The organism is Radiobacillus kanasensis, from assembly GCF_021049245.1.
Lineage (GTDB): Bacteria > Bacillota > Bacilli > Bacillales > Amphibacillaceae > Radiobacillus > Radiobacillus kanasensis.
The window spans coordinates 1375385-1396899 of sequence record NZ_CP088020.1 but is presented as its reverse complement, the minus strand read 5'-3'; the positions used below and the strand labels follow the sequence as shown (position 1 = coordinate 1396899).

Here is a 21515-nt window from a genome sequence, read left to right as displayed (position 1 = left end):
TCATCTCCCACTAATTGCTTAGCAATTTGAAGGAATCTTCTCGATTAAGAACGATAAATAGAGTTATACAAGCCTTTTACAAAAAGGAAAGAAGAAATAATGACTATAATAGTCGAAACCGTATCTTGCATGCTGGCAGATAAGTATAAAACTGCGATACCTAGTACGATATTTAATAGAGAAGAAAAACCTTGCTTTCTCCATCGTTTTAATGGGTAGAATTTAAAAGCCACTTAGTTTCCTCCTTTCCAATTGTCTATAAAGATTGACAGGTAAAAAAGACATCCGCTATGAATGTCCTTCTCTCCTTACTCTAGTTCCCCATCTTTTCTGAGTGTCATCCATTGCCCATGGTGTTTTCCATCCGTAATCCAGGATATTCGATAAGTCAACGTTTCTTCTTCCTCTACAATTAACTCAATATCTTTACCTATCAACTCATCACTCCTTTTACTTATTAGTCTAAAGTACTAGCAGATGGGAGGAAACCCTTTTTTCTTCGACAATTAATTCATGAGATTATTTTTTTGCCGTTCATAGATTGCTTGCTCTGCTCCAAAGCGAAATACTTTATCTCGGAGGCGCATCCCAACGCCTTCAAGTAGCTTGCAGGATGCTAGATTCGCCGTCTGCGTTTCTGCAACAATAACTGGTAGCCCTAATTCAGAGAAAGCATATTCGAGTACTGCTTCTACTACTTCTTTCCCATACCCCTTTCCCCACCAAACAGGTAAAAGTTGATAAGAAATTCCCGTCGATATTCCATCATGATGTTTATCTAATGAAACCAGTCCTATAAGATCATTAGATGGCTTGTCACGGATGATGAAGTAATGATCATCCGTTGTCTGGACCATCCCTTCAAAGGCAGCACGGATTCTTTCCTCCGGCGGAACACCGCCAAGAAACTCACGAACCTTTTCATTAGAGTAAATCCTTCGAATGTCTATAAAGTTATTTTCTTGTATTTTTACTAACATACACCTTTTTGTTTCCAGTGTAGATTGTGCTAGATTCATAGAATGATCTCCTTATTAAAAAATGCCAAATAGATGAAAACCAATTAGTACGATAGCTAAATCCGCCATAATGTGAACAACCCAAGAATTAAGAAACGTGTTCGTCTTCGTATCTAGCCAATTAAAAACCAGTCCAATTGTAAAAAGACCAAAAAGCGCCAGCAATATGAGCTCCCAAGAGAACCATGACTGAAAGATAGAAATATGATAAGTCGCAAATAGGAGAGCGGAATACAAGTATGCCAATTTTCTAGATCCAGCTTGATATAAGTTTAAAAAGATAAATCCTCTAAAGAAAAACTCCTCCAATAAAGAATTCCCCACCGTTATATAAAGAGCAATAAAAATAAAATTCTCTGCACTGATTCCAGATTTCTTAAGTTCTTGTACGATGGAATCAAAATCAATTACATCCTGTAATAAATAATAGGCAACTAGGATACTTGCAAAGCTAATTCCTCCAAACAAAAGTCCTAAAAAAATCCCTCTTTTATGAAAAGCTTTCTTTTGCTTTTCGCGATTAAAAAAGCGAGAAAGTAGCAAAGGCATTGCTAGAAAAAAAATCCACTTTGCCGCAGTCTTCCATGCGTAATTAACCTCGAGGCCTTGCTCCACAAAATACAATAGAGTACAAGCGATTAATGTACTTGGAATAATCCATTTTTTCATAACGACCTCCTCATTCACATAGACAAGTCAGATTCTACGAATTATCGTAACCTTCTCACTCATCGTTTCACCTCATAATGTAGTTCAACAAACTGATTAAACGTCCTTGTGCCTAAAAAGGATAACTCCAAATGAAAGTCGCCTTCTACAAACAATGGAATACCCTGTCCGATTAGTGTTGGTGCTACGGTGATAATCATTTCATCAATCAGGTCTTCTTTTATAAATTCGTGGATGAGTTGTCCGCCACCGACTACCCAAATATTTTTTCCTGCCTGTTGTTTGAGTTTATGGGTAACGTCTATGACTTTGTCGTTAACAAAGGTGACATGCTCCGTATTTTCTCGTTCTTGATTCGTAAACACATAACAGGCTTTGTTTACATACGGAAAATTCTCTTGCTCATGCTTCATAATCCAGTCATATGTATTTCTCCCCATCACAATTGTATCTATCGTCTCATAAAACTCCGAATATCCATTATCCCCTTCGCCCTCAACCTTAAATAACCATTCTAAGGACTCTTCCTTTGTAGCAATAAAACCATCAAGACTCGTTGCTATAAATAATAGGACCTTACGATTGGACATGTTTTTCGCTCCTGACATAATCAATTAAGAAATTTCTATCCTCTGGAAAGGACAGTGCGAGACTCTTCAACTCTTCTTCCGATTTCCACGAGATATCATGGATAAGGTGATCTGGGTCCTGTATCGTTGGTTGCCCACCAATTAGTACTGTCCGAAAGTATTGCACTTCTACCTCTACGTTTGTAATGGGATCGAAATCGTGCTTTACTTTAACGGATTCCATCACATCTACTATATAACCCGTTTCTTCGAACATTTCACGTTCGCAACAATGAGCTATTGTTTCCCCAGCTTCCAGACCACCTGATGGAACCGACCATTTTTTCTGTTCTTCTGGTTTTCCTTGTAAAACCATTAATAATTGATTCTTCTCATTAACACACAATCCAGCAGCGCCGATCCATTTCTTCATCCAGATTTCCTTCCCCTCACACTTATCCTTGAAGCTCTGTTATACATTTCCCACTAAGAAAAGCGTGACCTGTGATAAATTTCCCGACCGTTACAAACTCATATTTGGCGTAGACTTTTTCTATCTTTTCATTAATTGGTATAATCCAAAGTTTTTCTAAATCTTTTGCCACTGCTTCCGTTTGAATGTGACTAATCAGACTCCCAATCAAACCTCTTCCTCTATACTCTCTTAATGTTGCGACACTTTCTACTCTTCCTTGGCCATTGTGTTCAAAAATACTAGCAATTGAGCAAGCAACACCATGATAGCGAAGGAGATAAAAGGTCATTGAAGGATTCCTGAAATCTTCTGGAAAGGCTTTTTCACGCACCTCTTTCCCGCCAAATTCTTCGATACTACATTCTATTTCAAGAGCTTCGGTGTAATTGTCTTCGGTCACCTTTTCACAAGTTATCCCTTCCTTATGCTTCGGTTCATGGATATTTCCAGTCCATATTTGAAAAGGACTCACTATTTCTTCCGACTGAAAGTTATTATTTTTCAACACAGACTGGAGCTTTGCCTGGTTTAGCCAATTATAGATGTAAAAACGGGGCGTTAATTGTTTCGGTTCGTAAAATTCTTTTACTTCATTTATGACAGCTTGTGGGTCTTTCGGTATCTCACTAATATGCGCATGATTCGCATCGTAGTAAGAAGGCTGACTCTCGTTATGAAAAAGTAATCCCCACGGTTTGTCTTCTCTCGTGGAAAAGGATTCATAATATGCAACATCAAATTCTAAATATTTGGCAAGGATTTTATCCATTTTTCTACCTCTCTGATTCTAAATAATGAATAGCTTTTCTTTATTTTACCATATATGGATTAGAGCCTTTGGTTTAGGTGAAACATCAAAAACCCTTTTTTATAAGGCAATGGTACTATCAGAAAAATGAAAAACTAGACCAAGCTTCCTTGGTCTAGTTGCTAGTTAATGCCTATTTCAATTTCTAATCTTTCAAACAATTCCTTAAGCTGTGCTTTCGGAATGTTTTCATAATGATCACCAATACTTACCTCAAAATAACAGGTCTTTTCCTCAGTTTCTTTTACATAACTAGTGACACCGATTCCAGTCTCCTTTATTAGTTGCGCCAGAATTGCCTCTATATCTTCTTTTCGCTTCTCTATGTGTACATGAAACATATTAGATACAGGATGAATCGGTGTAGTGGAGATCGATGGAACGGAATTAAAAAACGCTGCCAATTCTTTAGCGCCTTCCAAATATTGCTCCATCTTATCCCTTCTTTTTTCAAAGTAGTAGTCTGCTGGAATAATATAAGGATACAAGCTGATTAAATCGCCTCCGTGCCGACGTTTCCATATCTTCGACGTATCCGTAAACTCTTTATCTCCCGCTAATATCGCACCGGCTATTCCGCCAATTCCTTTATAAAAAGAAACGTACACACTATCAAATAGTGCGCATACCTCTACAGCAGTTTTTTGATAAAATGGGAGAATTTCAAAAAGTCGTGCACCATCTAGATGAAGCTTGATTCCATTCCCTCTACAATACTCCGAGATTCTCTCTAAAGTCTCATAGGAAGGTAATTGTCCTCCAATTTCTCGTTGTGGCAATTCCAATAGTAAACACGAAATATCTTGATCCATTTCTTTTACATCTTCGAATTCAATCACTCTGTCTTTATCAGCGAGTAAAAAGGTTTCTATGTTATGCAGTTCTTTCAGTCCGTCTTCCTCGTGGATTTCTAAATGTGATAGTGGATGATACGCTACTTTATGCACTCCTTTTTGATCACACCATATGCGAAGGGCAATTTGTTGCGCCATCGTACCACTAGGAAAAAACACCGCAGAGTCTTTCCCTAAATAGGCCGCTATCTTATTTTCGAAAGCCTCTATCCCTTCCCCATTTCCATACATGTCACTGACTTGATCATCTGGAATATCCGCAAATGCTTTTTTTAATATTTGAACATTTCTTGGACCATGACCAGTTAATTGAAACTTGGAATTTTTAAATGCTTCCGTAAGTGGATTACTCATCTCCTTCTCCCCTTTCAACTAACACTATCTTATCAGCTTTTAAAGAAGAAGCATAAGTTCTATCTCTTTACAAAACAAAATGAACTATTTAAAATATAAAACCGATTAAACGCATAGGAATTATACAGATAAGGGGTGATGATATGGAAACTGCTGCAAAGCAGGTCACAGAAAATAAGAAACGAACATTCATAGGAGAGCTTTCCTCTCCGCAAAAGGTCTACCTTGTTGGTGGAATAATTGCTGCCATTATTATTACTATTCTTTCTAGTCAACAAGGTGGAGTACAGTTAGGAGTTCAAGTATGGATTGGACTTTCGCTTGGTTTTACACTTTTCCATGCTCGTTTTGGGTTCACATCAGCTTTTCGTAGATTGATGTCCATCGGAAACGGGGAAGGCATTCGGGCACATATGATTATGCTTGCAGTGGCAAGTGGGTTATTTGCCATCATTTTTGCAATCGGAAAGGGTTTTTTCGGGGTAGAACCAGCTGGTTATGTATCCCCAGTTGGTGTTAGTGTTATAGTAGGATCTTTTCTTTTCGGGATTGGAATGCAATTAGGAAATGGCTGTGCGTCCGGTACTCTCTACTCGTTAGGTGGGGGACGTGGAGAAATGGTCATCACATTAATTGGTTTTATCATCGGCTCTGTCCTCGGAGCATGGCATTGGGGATTCTGGGTTCAAGATATGCCTTCCTTTGCTCCAATTTCACTTGGAGAACAGTTTGGCTATTTTAATGGTTGGCTCCTACAATTTGCATTTATTGCATTGATTTTCTGGGCTACCAAACTTATAGAAAAGAAAAAACAACCACCAAAAATCAAGCCATTGCCTCAAGCAAATGGATGGTTACGCATTCTGAAAGGATCCTGGCCACTTTGGGCTGCCGCTCTTGTTTTAGCTGTGCTTAATGCCATTACATTACTTGTGCGTGGAAATCCTTGGGGAGTAACATCTGCATTTGCTCTATGGGGATCCAAAACAGCGTCTGCTATAGGTATTGATGTAACTACTTGGGATTATTGGTCTAGAGGAAATGCTGGACAATTAGAAGCATCCATTTTTGCTGATTCCACTACAATCTTAAATTTTGGTGTGATAATCGGTGCCTTGCTAGCTTCTGCAGCAGGTGGATTATTTATCTTAAAAAAGATACCAATACGAATTATGTTAGCAGCCATCATTGGTGGAGTTCTTATGGGATACGGAGCTCGCATTGCATTTGGCTGTAACATTGGAGCCTATTTTGGCGGCATTGCTTCCTTAAGTATTCATGGCTGGGTATGGGCAGTATTCGCATTAGCAGGAAGTTATTTGTCCCTCTATCTCCGTCCATTATTTAGCATGTCTGTACCGAAAAAAGGCGATCATTTTTGTTAAAGAAAACTGGCGAAGCCAAGCCTATAGGCGGAGGTTAAGCCTTAGTTGCCCATATACATTTTACTTAAAATTTCTCCTTCGTCGAGGTTCTTCTTGCTAAAATTCTGGTAACGTATAAATAATTCCCTGGCTAACCAGTCAGGGATTTTTTGTCTAAAAAATAGGGAAACAGACCTAAAGAACACTTTTATATTAAAATAAATATGGTATAATAGGATGAAGAAAATGGCAAACTTGTTGAAAAACAAGGACGCAAAACTACAGGGGCTACCGTTAAAACTATGCCAGCCAGTTGCCTACACAATATCTCCTTGATTAGGTGTTATTATGAGGCAAATATGAGAGGAGAATGTAAAAGTGAGAGAGCCAGAGCTAGAATCCATTTTAAAAAAGTTCGATAAATTAATGAACCAATATCCCGATAACCAAGGCTATTTTGGCAACTATAAGTCCTTCTTAAGAAGCTTCTTACGAGTGCGCACTCGATACATTTCACTACCGACGTCCGAAGTGATTTCCATACTAAAACATGAAAAACCAAATATATATTACTCACTAAAAGCAAATCTGAAAGAAGATCCAATACTGGGATTCGTGACACAGTTAGATATGAACTACATTTTAGCAAAAAAGAATTTGGCAGACATAAGAAAATAAATAATTATATACATTTTGAGGCATTCATATAATAGCACTTAACAAAGATGGGAGGTTATTGTATGGATGCTGCTTTTACGTTTTTTCCTATTGTCGCACTTTTTCCGTTTATCATTTCCATTGGACTGGCCATTTTCTCCATTTGGTTTATGATTAATCTGTTACGAAATCAAAAAGAGAAAAATCAAATATTGACAGAAATACTTCATGAAATGAAACATAACGAATCAAATGAGTAGAGCTAACACATTTTAATTCCATAATGGAATTAAAAATACACGCAACCCAACCATTCTATGTTTAAACAATAAAGGAGGGAGGCGTGTATTTGAATTGCCAAGGCTAATAGTAGTAACTAAGCGTTAGAAAAACGGAGCACTACTCCAGTGTACTTCCTTAATCAAGCACCCCAATCGTTTTCAGCAACTTCTCATACTCTTCTTTTCTTTCTTCAATCTCTTTTATGGTTTCTTTTCTGTCCATAATCAAGGTTCCTGCTCCAGCTTTTCGCATTTCTGCTTGGAATTGTTTATCCTGCAAAAGCTCCATAAATGCTTTTTCTAACTTGGCAATTACTTCATCTGGGGTTCCCTTTCTCGCGGCTATCCCTCTATCGGTACTCATGATCACATTAGAATACCCAAGTTCCTTAAAGGTTGGAATATCTGGTGCATACTCATGGCGTTTTTCTGTTGCTATCGCTAGTGGCCTTACCTGATCCCCCAATCTTGTAATACCGGACAGATTTCCGGAAATGACATCAATATGTCCACCTAACAGAGATGCATTCGCTTCTGATGAGCCCCCAAAAGCCACGTCCTTGAGCTGAATACCCACAGCATTTTCGAGTTGTAGAATAGCCAGATGTTGACCCACATATTTTCCTGAGTGACCAATTGTAATACTATCAGGATTTTGCTTAGACCTTTTAATTAAATCTTCAAGGTTTTGAATATTACTTCCCTTTTTCACGGCGAAAACAGTTGGATCTCCTCCCCAATTCACGATAGGCTCGAAGTCCTTTGTTTGATAGGAAGTGGAGCCAACAAGGGGTTGTGAAATAATATGAGGCAAGTTATAAGCCGCAAGGGCATAACCATCTGGATTAACTTGTGTGAATTCATTCCAACCAACTCTGCCTCCTCCGCCAGGCTTATTCACAATAACCAGTTCTTCATCCAAATACTTTTGTGCATATTCTGAGATAATCCGCGCTTGGTTATCGGTTCCACCTCCTGGAGGAAAAACAACCATTAATTTAATTGGTTTACTTGGAAACTCGCTTATATCACTTTCACCTGAACACCCGACCAACAAAAGTCCCGTCATAAATACTAAGAAGATTAAGCCTTTTTTCATATTTCCTCACCCTTTTTTGATCATCCCTAATATCGTATGACAGTAAGGTTGAAATGGAAGGTTGTTCAAAAGCAAGTAGCTCATGATTTTAAAACATAATGAGCACGTTCAGCTGCTAGTTCTCCGCGAATTCTCAATCTTATTACTGGATGAATTTACAGGGAGAAATTCGCACATATATGGTCATAATATACGTAAATCAAAGGAGGTTACTTTTATGAATGATACTTGTTTCTATTGTGACCAGCCAATAACAGAACCTTCCATCCATTTCGTAAACTTTTTCCATAACTACAATGACCGGGAAGAAACCCTCTGTCCGTCTTGCTATAAAGAATGGTTAGAAGGAATTAAAGAATAAGCATATGACTCGAAAGAAGCACGGTCTTTTTTCGAGTTATAAATGTAAGTCCTTAATAAAACAAATTATTCGATTAGCTTCAGAAAACCCTGATTTATGATGGAATTGGTAGCTATCCTCATTCCCTTGTTCTATATCAGATGCAATTTGAGAGCAGCCATTGATTTTGGCCCATTCCTCACCTTCTTTTAGTAATTCTTTTGCTACACCTTTTGTTCGATAGTCTTGCTTTACATACACACCTTCTACATAGGCTACTGGACTGCTTGTTGAACCCTCAACATAGTCGCTTCGAAGAGACATGTGCAAAAATCCAACAGATTTATTTTCAATCCCATAGACAAAAACTTTTGCTTTTACCGACCCAAGCATGGAATCAAATTCACTTTTCATCTGCTCAAAGGTGTGGCCTGGCCATAGGTCCAACGCCATTTCAACTGTTTCATCAATATTTTGGACATTTAAAGTAGTAATCATTTACATTCACTCCTTTATAATTTTCATCGTAACCTTTTTGTTTATTTGTGTTAAGAAAATTTTTCCATCATCATATATAATAAAAGAAACATATTGGATGGTGGTGAAGAAATGGTTCAAGATATTGTACAATTTACGCTCATAACAGAAGTGAAACCAAAAGGTGAAAAAGTTATTGGCGCTTTACTAGAATTTTTGAAAGATATTAAGTCAAACTCTTTAACCTTGGATACGTTCTCGGTCAAAACCAAACTGCCAAAAATCCAAGAAGGACAGAAAGAATATGTGTACGTAGAAAGAACGATCAAGGAAGTTTACACGAACTTTAAGGGAGAGATGGATATATATGAGGATGCTGGTCGTTTTGTCCTTCTAAAATTTGATGAGGAGGAAAATAGCGCAAGGGCCACTTATTATGATTCCATCACCAACTATTCCGAACGGTTTGAGCTACATTATACCTTACAACAAAATAAGGATATTACATACTTGGACGAAGCTATTCTTGAAGCAGATTCCCTTCCGATTGTTCATACAAAAGAAAATCATTTGATACTTGATGATTTTCAGAAAAATCTATTCAGAGATAACAATGGAAAAACCCTTCCCTATCGCTTATATGCACCTCCTACACAAAAGCCGTTGCCGTTAGTTCTGTTCTTACATGGGGCTGGGGAGAGAGGGGATGATAATTTTACACATCTGGCAAGTAACCGCGGAGCCATCTGTTGGGCAGATTCAGAACAGCAAGCTAAACATCCCGCTTTTGTTCTTGCACCACAGGCTGACTATAACGAATGGTGGACAGATGACATTTGCTGTGGTCTTGTACTTCACTTGTTGGAAGAAGTACAGACTAATTATTTTATCGATCCGAACCGTATTTATATTACGGGACTTTCCATGGGTGGGTATGGAACGTGGAAAATTATTCAGGACAATCCAGAGCTAGCTGCCGCTGCTATTCCTATCTGTGGGTTTGGGGATGTAGAGCTTGCCAATCAAGTGAAGCATCTTCCAATTTGGACCTTCCATTCGATAGACGATCCCACTGTTCCAATAGAGGGCACGACGAAAATGGTTCAAGCAATAGAGGATTGCGGCATACCTGTAATATATGGAGAATATTCTGCTTCCCTAACCAACGAGGAGAATAAGGAACAAGCTGGAACAATGCTTGAAAAGGCAACACGAAATGAGAGCAGGATATTATACACAAGATATAAAGAAGGAACTACTCCTTTTCATCCACATTTCTCGTGGATCCCAACCTTTGAAAATAAAGTCGTAATGGATTGGCTCTTCCAGCAAAAAAGGAACTAACACACGAAAATTCACACTTTAGGAGGATACATAATGAGAGTCTATCAAGCTACTATTCATGATTTAGAAGGAATTACTCCTTTATTTAACAATTACCGCATATTTTATAAGCAAGTTTCTGATATCGAAGCAGCGAAGGCTTTTCTTCTAGATCGGTTTGTCCACCAGGATTCGGTCATTTTTGTCGCTGTCGATGAGAGCAACTATGTTGGTTTTACACAGCTTTACCCAACTTTTTCTTCCGTCTCGATGCAAAAAACATTTATCTTAAATGATTTGTATGTTAAACAACATATTAGAGGCAAAGGAATTGGTTGGGAGCTTTTAGCAGCTGCAAAAGACTATGCAATACAAGTAGGGGCAAGAGGATTAACACTAGAAACTGGAAATGATAATGGTCGTGCACAAGGTCTTTATGAAAAATTCGGATATGAACATATCGTTGATACTCGATTTTATTATTATGGAATTAAAGGATAAACGAGCTCATCAAGAGCTCGTCTTTTCCCATTCAGGACGCAATATCGAAAAAACAAATGCATCATGTGATTGATTAGTTTGGAATAAATATCCCCGTAACACTCCCTCTTGCTTAAAACCAATCTTTCGCAACAATTTATTAGAAGCCTCATTTTCCGGAAAAGTCACCGCTCCCATCCGAAAAAGGTCTAGTTCTAAGAAAGAATATTCCAGAATATTTTGTATCGCTTCCGTTGCGTATCCTTTCCTCCAGAAAACAGGGTGTAGCTCATAGCCTATTTCTGCTCGTTTACTCCATGTGCTCCAATTATTTAAACCTATAGTTCCGATAAATCGATTGGTCCCTTTCTCTAGCATTCCCCAACGGATACCCCTGTGATTTTCGTATGTTGTTTGAAAGGATTCAATCATTTTGAATGCTTGCTTTTGTTCATGTAATGGATCCATACCATAATACTTGGTTACATCAGGTCTGGACATAATATCGAAGTAGCCATCTACATGTTCAGAAGTAATCTGTACTAAGTGAAGGCGGTTCGTTTCTCTTGTGGGGAAGTTCATCGTCATTCTCCTCGTTTAGATTTAGAAGAGTTACAATTTAATTGCAATCCGTCCGTGGTCACTGATTCATAGTTATCCTTTATTTTTTCTCAATAAGACCTATTCCATTTCCAACTGGATCGACTAAATAAGCTAAATAAAAATCTGCGAATTCCATCTTGTCTCTCACAATCATCGCACCCTTATCAGTCGCTATTTTTATCGTATGATCTATGGAATCAACCTCAATTTGAATTCTGGACCCTTGTGGAAAATCGCTAGGTCCCTTTCCTATCCCACCATTTATTCCTGCAAGATGGTTTTCTCCTGTTACAACAGCCCAGTAATCCCATTGCGGCTCTGCAGCTTTCCATCCAAATACATCGGAATAAAACTCCACTGCCTTTTCCGGCTCTTGACTACTTAATTCAAATCCTACAACTCTTCCCATCGCACATCCCTACCTTCTAATTATGGTAATTAAAAATTCCACAAGGGTAGGCACTTTTCCTCTTTTCAGCCATGCTTAATTGATATGGTAAAATGTATCGTAAAGGAAGGAACGGGGGAGAGGATATAATGAATGGGAGAGCCATACTAGGCTTTATTACTTTTTTATTCGTAAGTGGTGTCCTTTACGCGGTTGGATATGTAGTCGATATTAAAATATTCACATTCTATTATCAACAAGAAACAGAACATCAAGTAAAAACTGGTGGATCCATGATTCCTATTTTCATCGGACTTATAAGTGGTTATATCTTATCTAAGGTTCTGCCAAAGGTCGAAACATCTTGATGTATATCATATAAAAAAGCGTGGCATGGCTCACGCTTTTTTGGTTATAAGAGAAACTTAGAATTCATTATACAGAAATTTATCAAAACAATAATACGTCTCATGGCCTTCTGGTTTTGAAGTGAAAAATACTTCGTCAACCTTGTGATAACCGCGTCTTTCATAAAAATGTAGTGCACGTTCATTTTCAGAAAAGGCGTCCAATCTTACTCCTATATACCCATTCTCCCTCGCAAACTCTTCTACAAACCTAAGTATCTGATCCCCATACCCATTTCCTTCTTCATCAGGATGAACACAAAGGGAATGAATGATTAATGTGTTGCCGTCATTATGTCGCCAATTCACATTCTCCCATTCTGGAGCTTGCCATTCATTAATGGCTACTGCTCCAATAATCTCACTATTTCTCTCTAAAATGTACATCTCTCCGTAGGTAATGCCAGCTTCCACATATTCTCTACTCGGATAGTTGTCATCCCATTGAAAAATTTCCTTTTGAAGTAAATCCTCTTTACATGCATCAAATAATGCAAATACAGTATCGATGTCTTCAATCTTGGCCCTTCTAATAAGCTCTCTTCCCACTTGTTACCCTCTTCTCTATGTGTCTATGAAAATAATATACTGGAGCTTCTCACTTTCTACAACTGACAGTCAGGAAGGTTGGAAGAAAATTTGACAATCTTTGCTGTTGTAATTTTCAGAATTGGTAGTATAATCTGTAATTAATATTTAGAAAGGAGTTGAAAATATGAAAGGATTAGAAAGACTTAGTAATTTTGTAGGGAGTACCTTTGCAGTTTGGGTTTTGCTGTTTGCGGTCTTATCATTTTTATTACCTAACGGATTTACATGGATTGCGGCATACATAGTACCACTGCTCGGAATTATTATGTTCGGAATGGGATTAACATTGTCAGCAAATGACTTTAAGGAAGCGTTTCGTCGACCAAAAGATGTTGCAATTGGGGTAATTGCTCAATTCACGGTCATGCCTCTTCTTGCCTTTGCCCTTGCAACCCTTTTACCAGTTTCACCTGAGGTTGCAGTGGGGGTAATTTTGGTCGGGTGTTGTCCAGGAGGTACATCATCCAATGTTATGACCTACTTATCGAAGGGAGATACAGCTCTGTCTGTTTCCATTACCGCTGTCTCAACGGTCTTGGCGCCAATCTTAACACCAGCACTTGTGCTCGTCTTTGCTAGCCAATGGCTACCAGTTTCTCCGATGGACTTATTCCTTTCCATCGTACAAGTAGTACTGGTACCAATAGTACTTGGATTAATTGTGAAGGCTTGGCTTGGAGACAAAATTGAACCTGGAATTAAAGCTCTCCCGCTTGTTTCTGTCATTGGGATTGTAGCGATTGTTGCAGCCGTTGTAAGTGTGAACCAAGAAAAAATTGCAGAAACCGGAGCTTTAATTTTCGCAATCGTTGTTTTGCATAACGTTCTCGGATACTTGCTTGGTTACGGCTTAGGAAAAGCATTAGGAATGGAGCCAGCTAAAAAACGAGCCGTTTCCATTGAAGTTGGGATGCAAAATTCGGGTCTAGGTGCGACGTTAGCCACAGCGCACTTCAGTCCGCTTTCTGCTGTACCAAGCGCAATTTTTAGTGTTTGGCATAATATATCCGGCCCAATTATCGCAACCATTTTCCGTAAGCAACAGGAAAGAGATAATCTTGAACCGGAATCATCCAATAAATCAGCATAAAAGGAAAAAGCACAATGGTTTGTTGACCATTGTGCTTTTTCTTTAGGCTTCTGTTACAGGCTCTTCATCATTAAAGTTAGTGTCCTGATGTTTCTTCTCACTCTCTGTAACCACAACCGCACAGGCTGCATCCCCTGTAATATTGATAGCGGTTCTAGTCATATCTAGTACACGGTCAATCCCTATAATGAGGGCAATACCTTCGACCGGAAGTTGTACTTGGTTAAGGACCATTGCTAGCATAATTAAACCGACACCCGGTACCCCAGCAGTTCCGATACTTGCTAACACAGCTGTAAGTACGACCATTATTAATTGTGCAAAAGATAAGTCCGTATTATAAACTTGCGCAATAAAGATGGTGGCTACCCCTTGCATAATAGCTGTTCCATCCATATTGATTGTTGCACCAAGCGGTTGTACGAAACTACTGATCGGTTTCGGTACTTTCAAGTTCTCTTGAGCAGTTTTCATAGAAATCGGTAATGTTGAACTACTACTAGATGTACTGAAAGCTACTGTCATAGCCGGGAAGAACGATTTAAAGAAATAAATAGGGCTCATTTTTCCTAACGTTCCAACCGCAGTACCATACGTAACGAATGCATGAATGAATAGTGCAACCAGTACAACAATCATGTAAGATGCCATCGCTTGAACACCTTCAAGTCCCATTCGCCCTACTGCAGAAGCTAATAAACCAAATGCACCATAAGGAGCAAAGCGCATAATAAGATTTACAAGGAACATCATAATATCGTTTCCTTGTTCAATTAGCCTATAAATACCCTCTGTCTTCTTACCAAGCATCGCTAGAGCAAAACCAACAAAAATGGAAAATGCAATAATTTGAAGCATGTTCCCTTCTGCCATAGATTGGATAGGGTTTGTAGGGATGATGTTAGTGAAGGTTTCTACTACACTAGGTGCTTCTTGACTCTCATATTCTGCACCAGTGGTATCAATTCCTGTGTTACCTGGTTGGATTAGATAAGCTAATCCAATTGCAATGGTAATGGCAATTGTAGTTGTTACGAGGAAGAAGCCAATAGTTTTTGCTCCAATTCTCCCCAATTTCTTTGGATCCCCTAATGAAGCAGTTCCCAAAGTGATGAAGAAAAACACAATTGGAACAACTAGCATCTTAATTAAATTTAAGAATATGGTTCCCAACGGGCCAAAAAAGTAACTGTCCAACGTCGAGAAAAGATCTGGTGCTGCAAGATGAAGAGCTAACCCAACAGCCAGACCCGCTAAAAGCCCGATGAATATCTTTTTCGTGAGACTCATCGCATTCCCTCCTTTTTTAAATAATAATACGCTAACCATTGTACTATAATTCTTCCTTTTATTAAAAATGTAAGCGATTTCTGATACCCACTTCCCCAAGTGCTTGAAAATTATACCTGTTATAGGATAAAATAAAAACAATTCTACATATCTATTTCATAGATTTGTATGAATCCTTTTTTGCTTAGACCTTATTATTGATACAGATATGAGCAACGGTATGGTCTAAACAAAAAAAACAATTTCATACTAAGGGGGAATTAGATGAAGAAAAAGAGTTTATTGCTATTCATCTTTGCTATTCTAGTTGCTATGGTATTAAGCGCTTGCAACAGTGGTGGTACAAATGGTGATGAAAGTAGTGATGGCGGAAACGACGGGTCTGAGGAATCCGTTACTAGCCTAACGATGGGTACAGGTAGTGTTGGTGGTGTGTATTACCCACTAGGTGGAGAAATGGCTAACCTCCTAAAAGACAATATCGATGTAGAAGGATTTGATGTTAGTTCCGTTGAATCTGGTGCTTCTGTTGAAAACATCGCAAAGATTCAATCAGGTGATTTCCAACTAGGAATTGCACAAAACACTACAATGATAAGTGCTGTCGAGCAAACAGGAGAATTTGAAGGCAAGACTATCGATAAAGTTGGTGTCATTGCTTCTCTATATCCAGAGGCACTTCAGGTCGTTACATTGGAATCCACTGGAATAGAATCTATCGAAGACCTAAAAGGTAAAAAAGTTGCAATAGGTCCACCAGGTGGAGCTACTCGTCAAGCAGCTGAGCTAGTATTAAGTGCTTACGGTATTGAAGAAGGCGACTATGAAGCTTTCGCAGAAGGATTTGGAGATGCTAAGAGTAAGCTGCAAAACGGTACAATTGACGCTTCCTTTGCTGTAGTAGGTGTACCTTCTTCTACTACTGATGAGCTACAAGCTGCTACTAAAGAAGTTAAGTTCCTCAATATTGAAGGAGATGCACTTCAACAAGTAGTAGATCAAAGTCAATATGAAGCTTACACAGTGGAGCCAGGAACATATGAATGGCAAGATGAACCTGTTCAAACTGTAACAGCAATGGCTTTACTACTTGGTTCTACTGAACAAGTTAGCGAAGATTTGGCTTATCAGATGACAAAAACTTTATTTGAAAAAGCTGGGGATATGACGATTGCTCAAGCTAAATTAATCACCGAGGACAGTGCTTTAACTGGTGCAAGTGACTTACCACTTCACCCTGGTGCTGAAAAGTACTTTAAAGAAATCGGTGTAATCGAGTAATAGAGAGAACCGGACACTTGTTGTCCGGTTTTTCTCCTATTTTATGGTGTATAGAATGGAGGGGAATAGATGTCACAACAAAATACGAATGAATTAGATCAGCATGAATTAATGGCGAAATATGACAAAGAAAGTGCCTTTCGAACAAATCTTGGACCGTGGGGTTGGGTTACCTTAATCCTAGGAAGTGCTTTAACAATTTTCCAACTGTACACGGCACTCCGCGGTGCATATGTATCCACCATTCAGGGTGCGATTCACTTAGGAGCAGGATTGGCTTTAGTGTACTTGCTTTATCCAATAAAATCCTCTATGACAAAACGGAAAGGTGTCCAATGGTACGATGCACTTTTCGCATTAGCTGCTCTATTCACTAACTTCTACATTATTTATAACTACGAAAGATTAATTAATGAGGCATTAATCTTTGGATTTACTTTTCAAGATCAAATAGTTGCAACAGTGGGCATTCTTCTGCTTCTAGAGGCAACAAGAAGAGTCGTAGGACTACCGATTGTAATTATCGCGGTTATTGCTTTGTTTTACGGTTTATTCGGGCAATATGTCCCCGTTATTGGACATGCGGGTTATGATTGGGCATCGTTATCCACTGAAATGTTTTTTAGCTCTAGTTCCATATTTGGTATTCCGATTCAAATATCTTCAACATATATCTACTTATTCCTATTCTTCGGAGTAATGCTCGTAAAAACCAATATTGGACAATTCTTTAATGATATTGCATTAAGACTAACAGGTAAATATACAGGAGGAACAGCTAAAGCTGCAGTAGCAGCAAGTGGGCTACAAGGGATGGTTAGCGGGAGTTCTGTTGCAAATACAGTTGGGTCTGGGTCTTTTACTATTCCAATGATGAAAAACGCTGGATTTAAGCCGCATTTTGCAGCGGCCGCAGAAGCTTCTGCCTCTACAGGTGGACAAATAATGCCACCGATTATGGGAGCAGCAGCATTCATCATGGCTTCCTATACTGGTATTCCATATAATGATATTATCGTAATCGCTATTATACCAGCGCTTCTTTACTTCACAGGTGTATTTATGGGTACCCATTTCGAAGCAAAAAAGCAAGGGATTTTAGGACTGCCGAAGGAACAGCTCCCGAAGATGAAAAACCTAATTAAGAGGCTAGATTTATTTCTACCACTAGTCATCATTATTGGTTTTCTTCTAATAGGATACACACCTACGTATGCGGCACTATTTGCAATTCTTACAGCCTTTATTATTAGCTTTTTCCGAAAGGACACACGCATGTCCTTTAAGGAGATTATTAACATATTTGAAGAAGGTGCTAGAACAGCTTTACCAGTTATCGCAGCCTGTGCTACTGCGGGTATTATTGCTGGTACGGTCACAACTACCGGTTTGGGGCCAAAAATTGCCGGTGGAATCATTGATCTTGCACAAGGACAATTTTTCCTAGTAATGTTCTTCACGATGATTGCCTGCATCATTTTAGGCATGGGTCTGCCGACTACCGCAAACTACGTGGTTACGGCCACAATGGCAGCACCAGCTTTATTACAATTTGATGTACCTATTATTGCCGTGCATATGTTTGTTTTCTATTTTGGTATCGTAGCAGATATCACACCACCAGTTTGTTTAGCTGCATATGCTGGTGCTGGTATCGCTGGTGCAAATCCGATGAAATCTGGAGTAACGGCGGTTAAATTAGCCATTGCCGCATTCATTATTCCTTACATGTTTGTTTCTCAACCTATTCTTCTGTTACAAAACGATGCAAACGTTTGGAATGTCTCTCTAGCCGTAATAACTGCTATGCTCGGGATGGCGAGTATAAGTTCTGGAATGATTGGGCATTTATCCATGAAAACTAATAGGTTAGAAAGAATTCTCTTAATTGTTGGCGGGTTATTACTTGTCTATCCAGACATAAAATTTTCAGCGGTTGGCTTAATTATCTTTGGCGCAGTAATAGTGCTCCAATACATGCGTAAAAAGTCTGATAAAGAGAACAAGCAAACCATTACTGCTGGATAGGGAAAGAAAAAGCAGTAGAACTTTTTAGGTATAGTAGAACATCTATAAACGAAAAGGTATTGGAATCATCCAATACCTTTTTCTTTTGCTCTACAGGTATATTCACCCTAACTCGTTCTAATTTTCCCACTAGTCTTTCTACCTCTTTTTTGTTAGTCTTAATAAGGGGAAAACGGAAGCGCTTTATCTAGTATTGGATTTTATAAAGGGGTTTAAGTTTATGAAAAGATTAGTTATTTTAGGTGGCGGCTATGGCGGTATGAAAATACTGCACAAACTTCTTGATCTTGGATTACCAACTGATGTGGAAATCACGTTGGTGGACCGAAATCCTTATCATTCTTTAAAAACAGAGTTTTATGCGATTGCAGCAGGAACAACATCAGATAAAGATGTTCGATTCGACTTCCCAATCCATGAGCAGATCCAATATGTTTATGATGAAATTATAAAAATTGATACCAATGAAGAACAAGTTTTGTTAAGGGACTCCGATCCTATTCCTTATGATTATCTTGTCATTGCACTTGGTTGTGAAGACAATTATCATGGCATTGAAGGTGCAGCGGAGTTTACAGAAAGTGTTCAAACCATCAAAAGAGCACGACATGCTGGATATCGTGTTGGTAATTTGGATGCCTATAAAACGGTTGCGATTGTTGGAGCCGGTTTAAGTGGAATTGAAGTTGCTTCTGAAATCAGAGAAAGCAGACCAGATCTGAATGTTCGTTTACTCGACCGCGGGGGATCCGTCTTAAGTGCTTTTGATCGTAAAATTCAAAACTATGTGGAAGATTGGTTTAAGAAAAATGATGTGGAAGTGCTGCACCATTCCAATGTTGAATATGTTGAAAAAGATGCGGTTTGCAACAATGGACTTTGTTTCTTAAGTGATGTGACCATATGGACAGCAGGTGTAAAACCACATCACCTCGCTCGCGAGCTCCCATATGAAAAAGATCAGCAGGAAAAAATTGTGACAAATGCGTTTTACCAAGTCCCACAAAATGAACATATTTATGTTGTCGGAGATTGCGTATCATCCGAACACTCTCCAAGTGCTCAGTTAGCTGGGCAACAAGGGGAACAAATTAGTGAAGTATTATTCGCAGTGCTACACGGAAAAGAACCACTTGCCCCTAAGAAGTTAAAATTGAAAGGTGCACTCGGCTCCTTAGGAAAGAACGATGGCTTCGGAAATATGTATAAACAGCCAATGACAGGTATGCTACCTAGGTTAGCAAAATCTGGAGTACTTTGGTTGAATAAACGACATTAATAGTGAGAGATGTGGAATCCTATCGCAGGATTCCACTCTTATTTTGGCTCTATTTGTTCATTTGAAACTTTTCCTTAAATACAGGACTGAGCTCGCTCCAAACATCAAATAGGTTCCCATCCAAATCCTGAAATATAAAATTCCGACCTGGATGCCCTCTATCTTCAATCTCTCCAACTTCGATATCAAGACTCTGGAATTTCTTATGTAATACTTCAAGAGCCGATTCACCGTCTACTTCAAATGTAAGTGAAAATCTCGTATTCCCGCTTGAATCTTGGAAATTGGAAGTCTCGTTTTCTTGCGCTCGGACTAAGAAAAATGCTTGATTCGCTAGGTTTAAAATCGCCTTATCCTGATCCTGATAATTGATTTCTGCCCCAAGCTTTTCCGAGTACCATGCACTAGCCGTTTCTACATCCTGAACCGGCACATACGTCGTGCCAATGCGAACTAAATCAGACATATCTCTTCCCTCCTTTCTATACTAATTATATTCCATATGTGTGGGTGATTTTCCTTTTTTTGGTGGTGGTTTTTGATTATGGATTGGATGTGACTGTAGTTTCAACATTATTAACGTCCAGTCGAGGTTTATTAACGTTGGAGACGGAATTCTTAATGGTCAGTATAAGTTTCTTATTGTTCAAACTGAATTTATTATCGTTCGGCCCGAATATTAACATTCAGAGCCGTTTTATTATCGTTGTGACTAGATTTATTATCGTTTGATCCGTTTCACCTTATTAGAAATCCTTCAGATAATAAACCCTACTTTTATGCTCACCTTCAAATGCTAAATTGGAATTCATTAATAGTCTAGAAGCAGTCATTGGCTTCTCAATGCCTAGGAAGTCCCGACACATTTTATTAGTTATAACTGGTTCTATTAACAAAAGGTAATCTTCAATCGCCTGCTTATAAGCCTCCTGGTCCTTCAACTTACATATTGAGCATTGCCATCCCCGATAAATTTTTCCCATTGTAAATTGCTCACATTGTTTGCAATAAACACCTTTACGTATATCCGCTTTAGGAATGCCAAAAAAAGAAGGAGTTTTAGGAAAAAGTGGTATATGACTGTGAAGAAGCGATTGATTGAGGTCAAAAAATTGAGAGGCACTAATTGCGGTTGTTGTATGTTTCTTTTCCAACTCATTAATTTTATTTTTCAGATGATCAAAATGTAGCACGAAATCGAATATAAATTCGCTGCCTTTACTAGCTGTAATAATCGTGGACGGATTACTTATAGCGATGATACCCTCTACTGGTAAATTACATCCTCTTTCCTGCATCCAATTTGAAAACTGTTCTTTTTGCTCTTGTAATTGAATAAGTGGATCTCGAAAGCCTTCCTCTTTTTCCATCGTTCTACGAATGAATTGTTTTGACAAAGTATCAAAGTATAAAGTACCAGAAATATTTTTAATCTCAATGATGAGGGCGAACGATTTGGATAGTAGTAGAATATCCATTTGAAAGTAAAATGAGTTAGCCTCTAAACGAAGATCTTGAAAAATGTAAAATTGGCTAGTAGGCATTTTACTAAGATAATAATCTATGGACCGTTCTCCATCATACCCAGCTTTTCTTTTGGCTAAATCCTCCTCAATTATAGGTTTCTTCATGTGATTTGGATCCAATCTTCTTAACAATGCTCGGTTCGCTCTAATGTGGAGCGGCATTGTTCTCTTTTTGACTATCATTTAAACACCTCCTCACAAGAAGAAGTTCTACCAAAAGTAATTAAAACCTCTATTATTGATAAAATTGAATAATTACCAAT

Annotated in this window: 27 protein-coding genes and 1 riboswitch; of the genes, 11 read left to right on the top strand and 16 right to left on the bottom strand. The window is 38.5% G+C overall.

Features of this window, described 5'->3' with window-relative positions; all coding sequences use genetic code 11:
• Positions 1–44: 44 nt before the first annotated feature.
• From KO561_RS07360 to KO561_RS07330, 8 genes are all read right to left on the bottom strand, one after another.
• On the bottom strand, positions 45–233 hold the full coding sequence (locus tag KO561_RS07360) for a hypothetical protein (protein ID WP_231096467.1): 189 nt from the start codon (positions 231–233) through the stop codon (positions 45–47).
• A 75-nt stretch (positions 234–308) separates the two neighbouring features.
• Positions 309–437 (bottom strand): hypothetical protein, encoded by a 129-nt coding sequence (locus KO561_RS20435; protein WP_269140703.1) that lies wholly within the window; start codon positions 435–437, stop codon positions 309–311.
• Positions 438–506: 69 nt separating this feature from the next.
• A complete protein-coding gene (locus tag KO561_RS07355) occupies positions 507–1019 on the bottom strand; it encodes a GNAT family N-acetyltransferase (protein WP_231096466.1) in 513 nt (170 codons plus the stop codon).
• Positions 1020–1034: 15 nt separating this feature from the next.
• Positions 1035–1688 (bottom strand): CPBP family intramembrane glutamic endopeptidase, encoded by a 654-nt coding sequence (locus KO561_RS07350; RefSeq protein WP_231096465.1) that lies wholly within the window; start codon positions 1686–1688, stop codon positions 1035–1037.
• A 59-nt stretch (positions 1689–1747) separates the two neighbouring features.
• Entirely contained in the window at positions 1748–2278 is a 531-nt protein-coding gene (locus tag KO561_RS07345) for a dihydrofolate reductase family protein (protein WP_408004847.1), read from the bottom strand.
• Positions 2265–2690 carry an NUDIX hydrolase gene (locus KO561_RS07340; RefSeq protein WP_231096464.1) on the bottom strand — a complete coding sequence of 142 codons (426 nt, stop codon included), beginning with the start codon at positions 2688–2690 and terminating at the stop codon, positions 2265–2267. Before KO561_RS07340 ends, KO561_RS07345 begins: the two co-directional genes overlap by 14 nt.
• 22 nt (positions 2691–2712) lie before the next feature.
• Positions 2713–3501, bottom strand: coding sequence for a GNAT family N-acetyltransferase (locus KO561_RS07335; protein ID WP_231096463.1), 789 nt, complete (start codon positions 3499–3501; stop codon positions 2713–2715).
• A 161-nt stretch (positions 3502–3662) separates the two neighbouring features.
• Positions 3663–4748, bottom strand: a complete 1086-nt coding sequence (locus KO561_RS07330) for a threonine aldolase family protein (RefSeq protein ID WP_231096462.1) — start codon at positions 4746–4748, stop codon at positions 3663–3665.
• 143 nt (positions 4749–4891) lie between these two features.
• Between KO561_RS07330 and KO561_RS07325 the strand changes: the two genes are divergently transcribed.
• The 3 genes from KO561_RS07325 to KO561_RS07315 all read left to right on the top strand — a co-directional run bounded on the left by KO561_RS07325 (position 4892) and on the right by KO561_RS07315 (position 7029).
• Positions 4892–6133, top strand: coding sequence for a YeeE/YedE family protein (locus tag KO561_RS07325; RefSeq protein ID WP_231096461.1), 1242 nt, complete (start codon positions 4892–4894; stop codon positions 6131–6133).
• A gap of 217 nt (positions 6134–6350) precedes the next feature.
• Positions 6351–6433: riboswitch (cyclic di-GMP riboswitch) on the top strand.
• Between the two features lie 57 nt (positions 6434–6490).
• Entirely contained in the window at positions 6491–6790 is a 300-nt protein-coding gene (locus KO561_RS07320) for a hypothetical protein (RefSeq protein WP_231096460.1), read from the top strand.
• A 62-nt stretch (positions 6791–6852) separates the two neighbouring features.
• On the top strand, positions 6853–7029 hold the full coding sequence (locus KO561_RS07315; protein ID WP_231096459.1) for a hypothetical protein: 177 nt from the start codon (positions 6853–6855) through the stop codon (positions 7027–7029).
• Between the two features lie 157 nt (positions 7030–7186).
• Here the strand turns inward: KO561_RS07315 and KO561_RS07310 are convergent, their stop codons facing one another.
• Positions 7187–8149, bottom strand: a complete 963-nt coding sequence (locus tag KO561_RS07310) for a tripartite tricarboxylate transporter substrate binding protein (RefSeq protein WP_231096458.1) — start codon at positions 8147–8149, stop codon at positions 7187–7189.
• A 217-nt stretch (positions 8150–8366) separates the two neighbouring features.
• Between KO561_RS07310 and KO561_RS07305 the strand changes: the two genes are divergently transcribed.
• Positions 8367–8510 carry a hypothetical protein gene (locus tag KO561_RS07305; RefSeq protein WP_231096457.1) on the top strand — a complete coding sequence of 48 codons (144 nt, stop codon included), beginning with the start codon at positions 8367–8369 and terminating at the stop codon, positions 8508–8510.
• A gap of 36 nt (positions 8511–8546) precedes the next feature.
• Here the strand turns inward: KO561_RS07305 and aac(6') are convergent, their stop codons facing one another.
• Entirely contained in the window at positions 8547–8987 is a 441-nt protein-coding gene (aac(6'), locus tag KO561_RS07300; protein WP_231096456.1) for an aminoglycoside 6'-N-acetyltransferase, read from the bottom strand.
• A gap of 111 nt (positions 8988–9098) precedes the next feature.
• On the opposite strand from aac(6'), the gene KO561_RS07295 reads away from it, so the two are divergent.
• Both KO561_RS07295 and KO561_RS07290 read left to right on the top strand, forming a co-directional pair.
• Positions 9099–10310, top strand: a complete 1212-nt coding sequence (locus KO561_RS07295) for a prolyl oligopeptidase family serine peptidase (RefSeq protein ID WP_231096455.1) — start codon at positions 9099–9101, stop codon at positions 10308–10310.
• Positions 10311–10343: 33 nt separating this feature from the next.
• Positions 10344–10790 carry a GNAT family N-acetyltransferase gene (locus tag KO561_RS07290; protein ID WP_231096454.1) on the top strand — a complete coding sequence of 149 codons (447 nt, stop codon included), beginning with the start codon at positions 10344–10346 and terminating at the stop codon, positions 10788–10790.
• Between the two features lie 9 nt (positions 10791–10799).
• On the opposite strand, the gene KO561_RS07285 is transcribed toward KO561_RS07290, so the two are convergent.
• On the bottom strand, positions 10800–11351 hold the full coding sequence (locus KO561_RS07285; RefSeq protein WP_231096453.1) for a GNAT family N-acetyltransferase: 552 nt from the start codon (positions 11349–11351) through the stop codon (positions 10800–10802).
• A gap of 79 nt (positions 11352–11430) precedes the next feature.
• Positions 11431–11781 (bottom strand): VOC family protein, encoded by a 351-nt coding sequence (locus KO561_RS07280; RefSeq protein WP_231096452.1) that lies wholly within the window; start codon positions 11779–11781, stop codon positions 11431–11433.
• Positions 11782–11909: 128 nt separating this feature from the next.
• Between KO561_RS07280 and KO561_RS07275 the strand changes: the two genes are divergently transcribed.
• The gene (locus tag KO561_RS07275; RefSeq protein WP_231096451.1) at positions 11910–12128 is read left to right on the top strand and encodes a hypothetical protein; all 219 of its coding nucleotides are present in this window, start codon (positions 11910–11912) and stop codon (positions 12126–12128) included.
• Positions 12129–12185: 57 nt separating this feature from the next.
• Here KO561_RS07275 and KO561_RS07270 read toward each other — a convergent pair whose 3' ends face one another.
• Positions 12186–12716 carry a GNAT family N-acetyltransferase gene (locus tag KO561_RS07270; protein WP_231096450.1) on the bottom strand — a complete coding sequence of 177 codons (531 nt, stop codon included), beginning with the start codon at positions 12714–12716 and terminating at the stop codon, positions 12186–12188.
• A gap of 166 nt (positions 12717–12882) precedes the next feature.
• Between KO561_RS07270 and KO561_RS07265 the strand changes: the two genes are divergently transcribed.
• Entirely contained in the window at positions 12883–13848 is a 966-nt protein-coding gene (locus KO561_RS07265) for a bile acid:sodium symporter family protein (protein ID WP_231096449.1), read from the top strand.
• A gap of 42 nt (positions 13849–13890) precedes the next feature.
• Here KO561_RS07265 and KO561_RS07260 read toward each other — a convergent pair whose 3' ends face one another.
• On the bottom strand, positions 13891–15138 hold the full coding sequence (locus tag KO561_RS07260; RefSeq protein WP_231096448.1) for a dicarboxylate/amino acid:cation symporter: 1248 nt from the start codon (positions 15136–15138) through the stop codon (positions 13891–13893).
• 264 nt (positions 15139–15402) lie between these two features.
• On the opposite strand from KO561_RS07260, the gene KO561_RS07255 reads away from it, so the two are divergent.
• The 3 genes from KO561_RS07255 (at position 15403) to KO561_RS07245 (ending at position 19726) form a co-directional block, all read left to right on the top strand.
• Positions 15403–16419 carry a TAXI family TRAP transporter solute-binding subunit gene (locus tag KO561_RS07255; protein WP_231096447.1) on the top strand — a complete coding sequence of 339 codons (1017 nt, stop codon included), beginning with the start codon at positions 15403–15405 and terminating at the stop codon, positions 16417–16419.
• Between the two features lie 69 nt (positions 16420–16488).
• A complete protein-coding gene (locus KO561_RS07250) occupies positions 16489–18447 on the top strand; it encodes a TRAP transporter permease (RefSeq protein WP_231096446.1) in 1959 nt (652 codons plus the stop codon).
• Positions 18448–18667: 220 nt separating this feature from the next.
• Entirely contained in the window at positions 18668–19726 is a 1059-nt protein-coding gene (locus KO561_RS07245) for an NAD(P)/FAD-dependent oxidoreductase (protein ID WP_231096445.1), read from the top strand.
• A 49-nt stretch (positions 19727–19775) separates the two neighbouring features.
• Here the strand turns inward: KO561_RS07245 and KO561_RS07240 are convergent, their stop codons facing one another.
• Both KO561_RS07240 and KO561_RS07235 read right to left on the bottom strand, forming a co-directional pair.
• Entirely contained in the window at positions 19776–20192 is a 417-nt protein-coding gene (locus tag KO561_RS07240; protein ID WP_231096444.1) for a VOC family protein, read from the bottom strand.
• Between the two features lie 280 nt (positions 20193–20472).
• Positions 20473–21435, bottom strand: coding sequence for an NERD domain-containing protein (locus KO561_RS07235; protein ID WP_231096443.1), 963 nt, complete (start codon positions 21433–21435; stop codon positions 20473–20475).
• Positions 21436–21515 lie beyond the last annotated feature (80 nt).

What these genes read in the sequence shown, in the direction of transcription:
- KO561_RS07355 (WP_231096466.1), bottom strand. Translation starts at nt 1,019, where the DNA reads ATGAATCTAGCACAATCTACACTGGAAACAAAAAGGTGTATGTTAGTA.
- KO561_RS07350 (WP_231096465.1), bottom strand. Translation starts at nt 1,688, where the DNA reads ATGAAAAAATGGATTATTCCAAGTACATTAATCGCTTGTACTCTATTG.
- KO561_RS07345 (WP_408004847.1), bottom strand. Translation starts at nt 2,278, where the DNA reads ATGTCCAATCGTAAGGTCCTATTATTTATAGCAACGAGTCTTGATGGT.
- KO561_RS07340 (WP_231096464.1), bottom strand. Translation starts at nt 2,690, where the DNA reads ATGAAGAAATGGATCGGCGCTGCTGGATTGTGTGTTAATGAGAAGAAT.
- KO561_RS07335 (WP_231096463.1), bottom strand. Translation starts at nt 3,501, where the DNA reads ATGGATAAAATCCTTGCCAAATATTTAGAATTTGATGTTGCATATTAT.
- KO561_RS07330 (WP_231096462.1), bottom strand. Translation starts at nt 4,748, where the DNA reads ATGAGTAATCCACTTACGGAAGCATTTAAAAATTCCAAGTTTCAATTA.
- KO561_RS07325 (WP_231096461.1), top strand. Translation starts at nt 4,892, where the DNA reads ATGGAAACTGCTGCAAAGCAGGTCACAGAAAATAAGAAACGAACATTC.
- KO561_RS07315 (WP_231096459.1), top strand. Translation starts at nt 6,853, where the DNA reads ATGGATGCTGCTTTTACGTTTTTTCCTATTGTCGCACTTTTTCCGTTT.
- KO561_RS07310 (WP_231096458.1), bottom strand. Translation starts at nt 8,149, where the DNA reads ATGAAAAAAGGCTTAATCTTCTTAGTATTTATGACGGGACTTTTGTTG.
- KO561_RS07305 (WP_231096457.1), top strand. Translation starts at nt 8,367, where the DNA reads ATGAATGATACTTGTTTCTATTGTGACCAGCCAATAACAGAACCTTCC.
- KO561_RS07295 (WP_231096455.1), top strand. Translation starts at nt 9,099, where the DNA reads ATGGTTCAAGATATTGTACAATTTACGCTCATAACAGAAGTGAAACCA.
- KO561_RS07290 (WP_231096454.1), top strand. Translation starts at nt 10,344, where the DNA reads ATGAGAGTCTATCAAGCTACTATTCATGATTTAGAAGGAATTACTCCT.
- KO561_RS07285 (WP_231096453.1), bottom strand. Translation starts at nt 11,351, where the DNA reads ATGAACTTCCCCACAAGAGAAACGAACCGCCTTCACTTAGTACAGATT.
- KO561_RS07280 (WP_231096452.1), bottom strand. Translation starts at nt 11,781, where the DNA reads ATGGGAAGAGTTGTAGGATTTGAATTAAGTAGTCAAGAGCCGGAAAAG.
- KO561_RS07275 (WP_231096451.1), top strand. Translation starts at nt 11,910, where the DNA reads ATGAATGGGAGAGCCATACTAGGCTTTATTACTTTTTTATTCGTAAGT.
- KO561_RS07265 (WP_231096449.1), top strand. Translation starts at nt 12,883, where the DNA reads ATGAAAGGATTAGAAAGACTTAGTAATTTTGTAGGGAGTACCTTTGCA.
- KO561_RS07260 (WP_231096448.1), bottom strand. Translation starts at nt 15,138, where the DNA reads ATGAGTCTCACGAAAAAGATATTCATCGGGCTTTTAGCGGGTCTGGCT.
- KO561_RS07255 (WP_231096447.1), top strand. Translation starts at nt 15,403, where the DNA reads ATGAAGAAAAAGAGTTTATTGCTATTCATCTTTGCTATTCTAGTTGCT.
- KO561_RS07250 (WP_231096446.1), top strand. Translation starts at nt 16,489, where the DNA reads ATGTCACAACAAAATACGAATGAATTAGATCAGCATGAATTAATGGCG.
- KO561_RS07245 (WP_231096445.1), top strand. Translation starts at nt 18,668, where the DNA reads ATGAAAAGATTAGTTATTTTAGGTGGCGGCTATGGCGGTATGAAAATA.
- KO561_RS07240 (WP_231096444.1), bottom strand. Translation starts at nt 20,192, where the DNA reads ATGTCTGATTTAGTTCGCATTGGCACGACGTATGTGCCGGTTCAGGAT.
- KO561_RS07235 (WP_231096443.1), bottom strand. Translation starts at nt 21,435, where the DNA reads ATGATAGTCAAAAAGAGAACAATGCCGCTCCACATTAGAGCGAACCGA.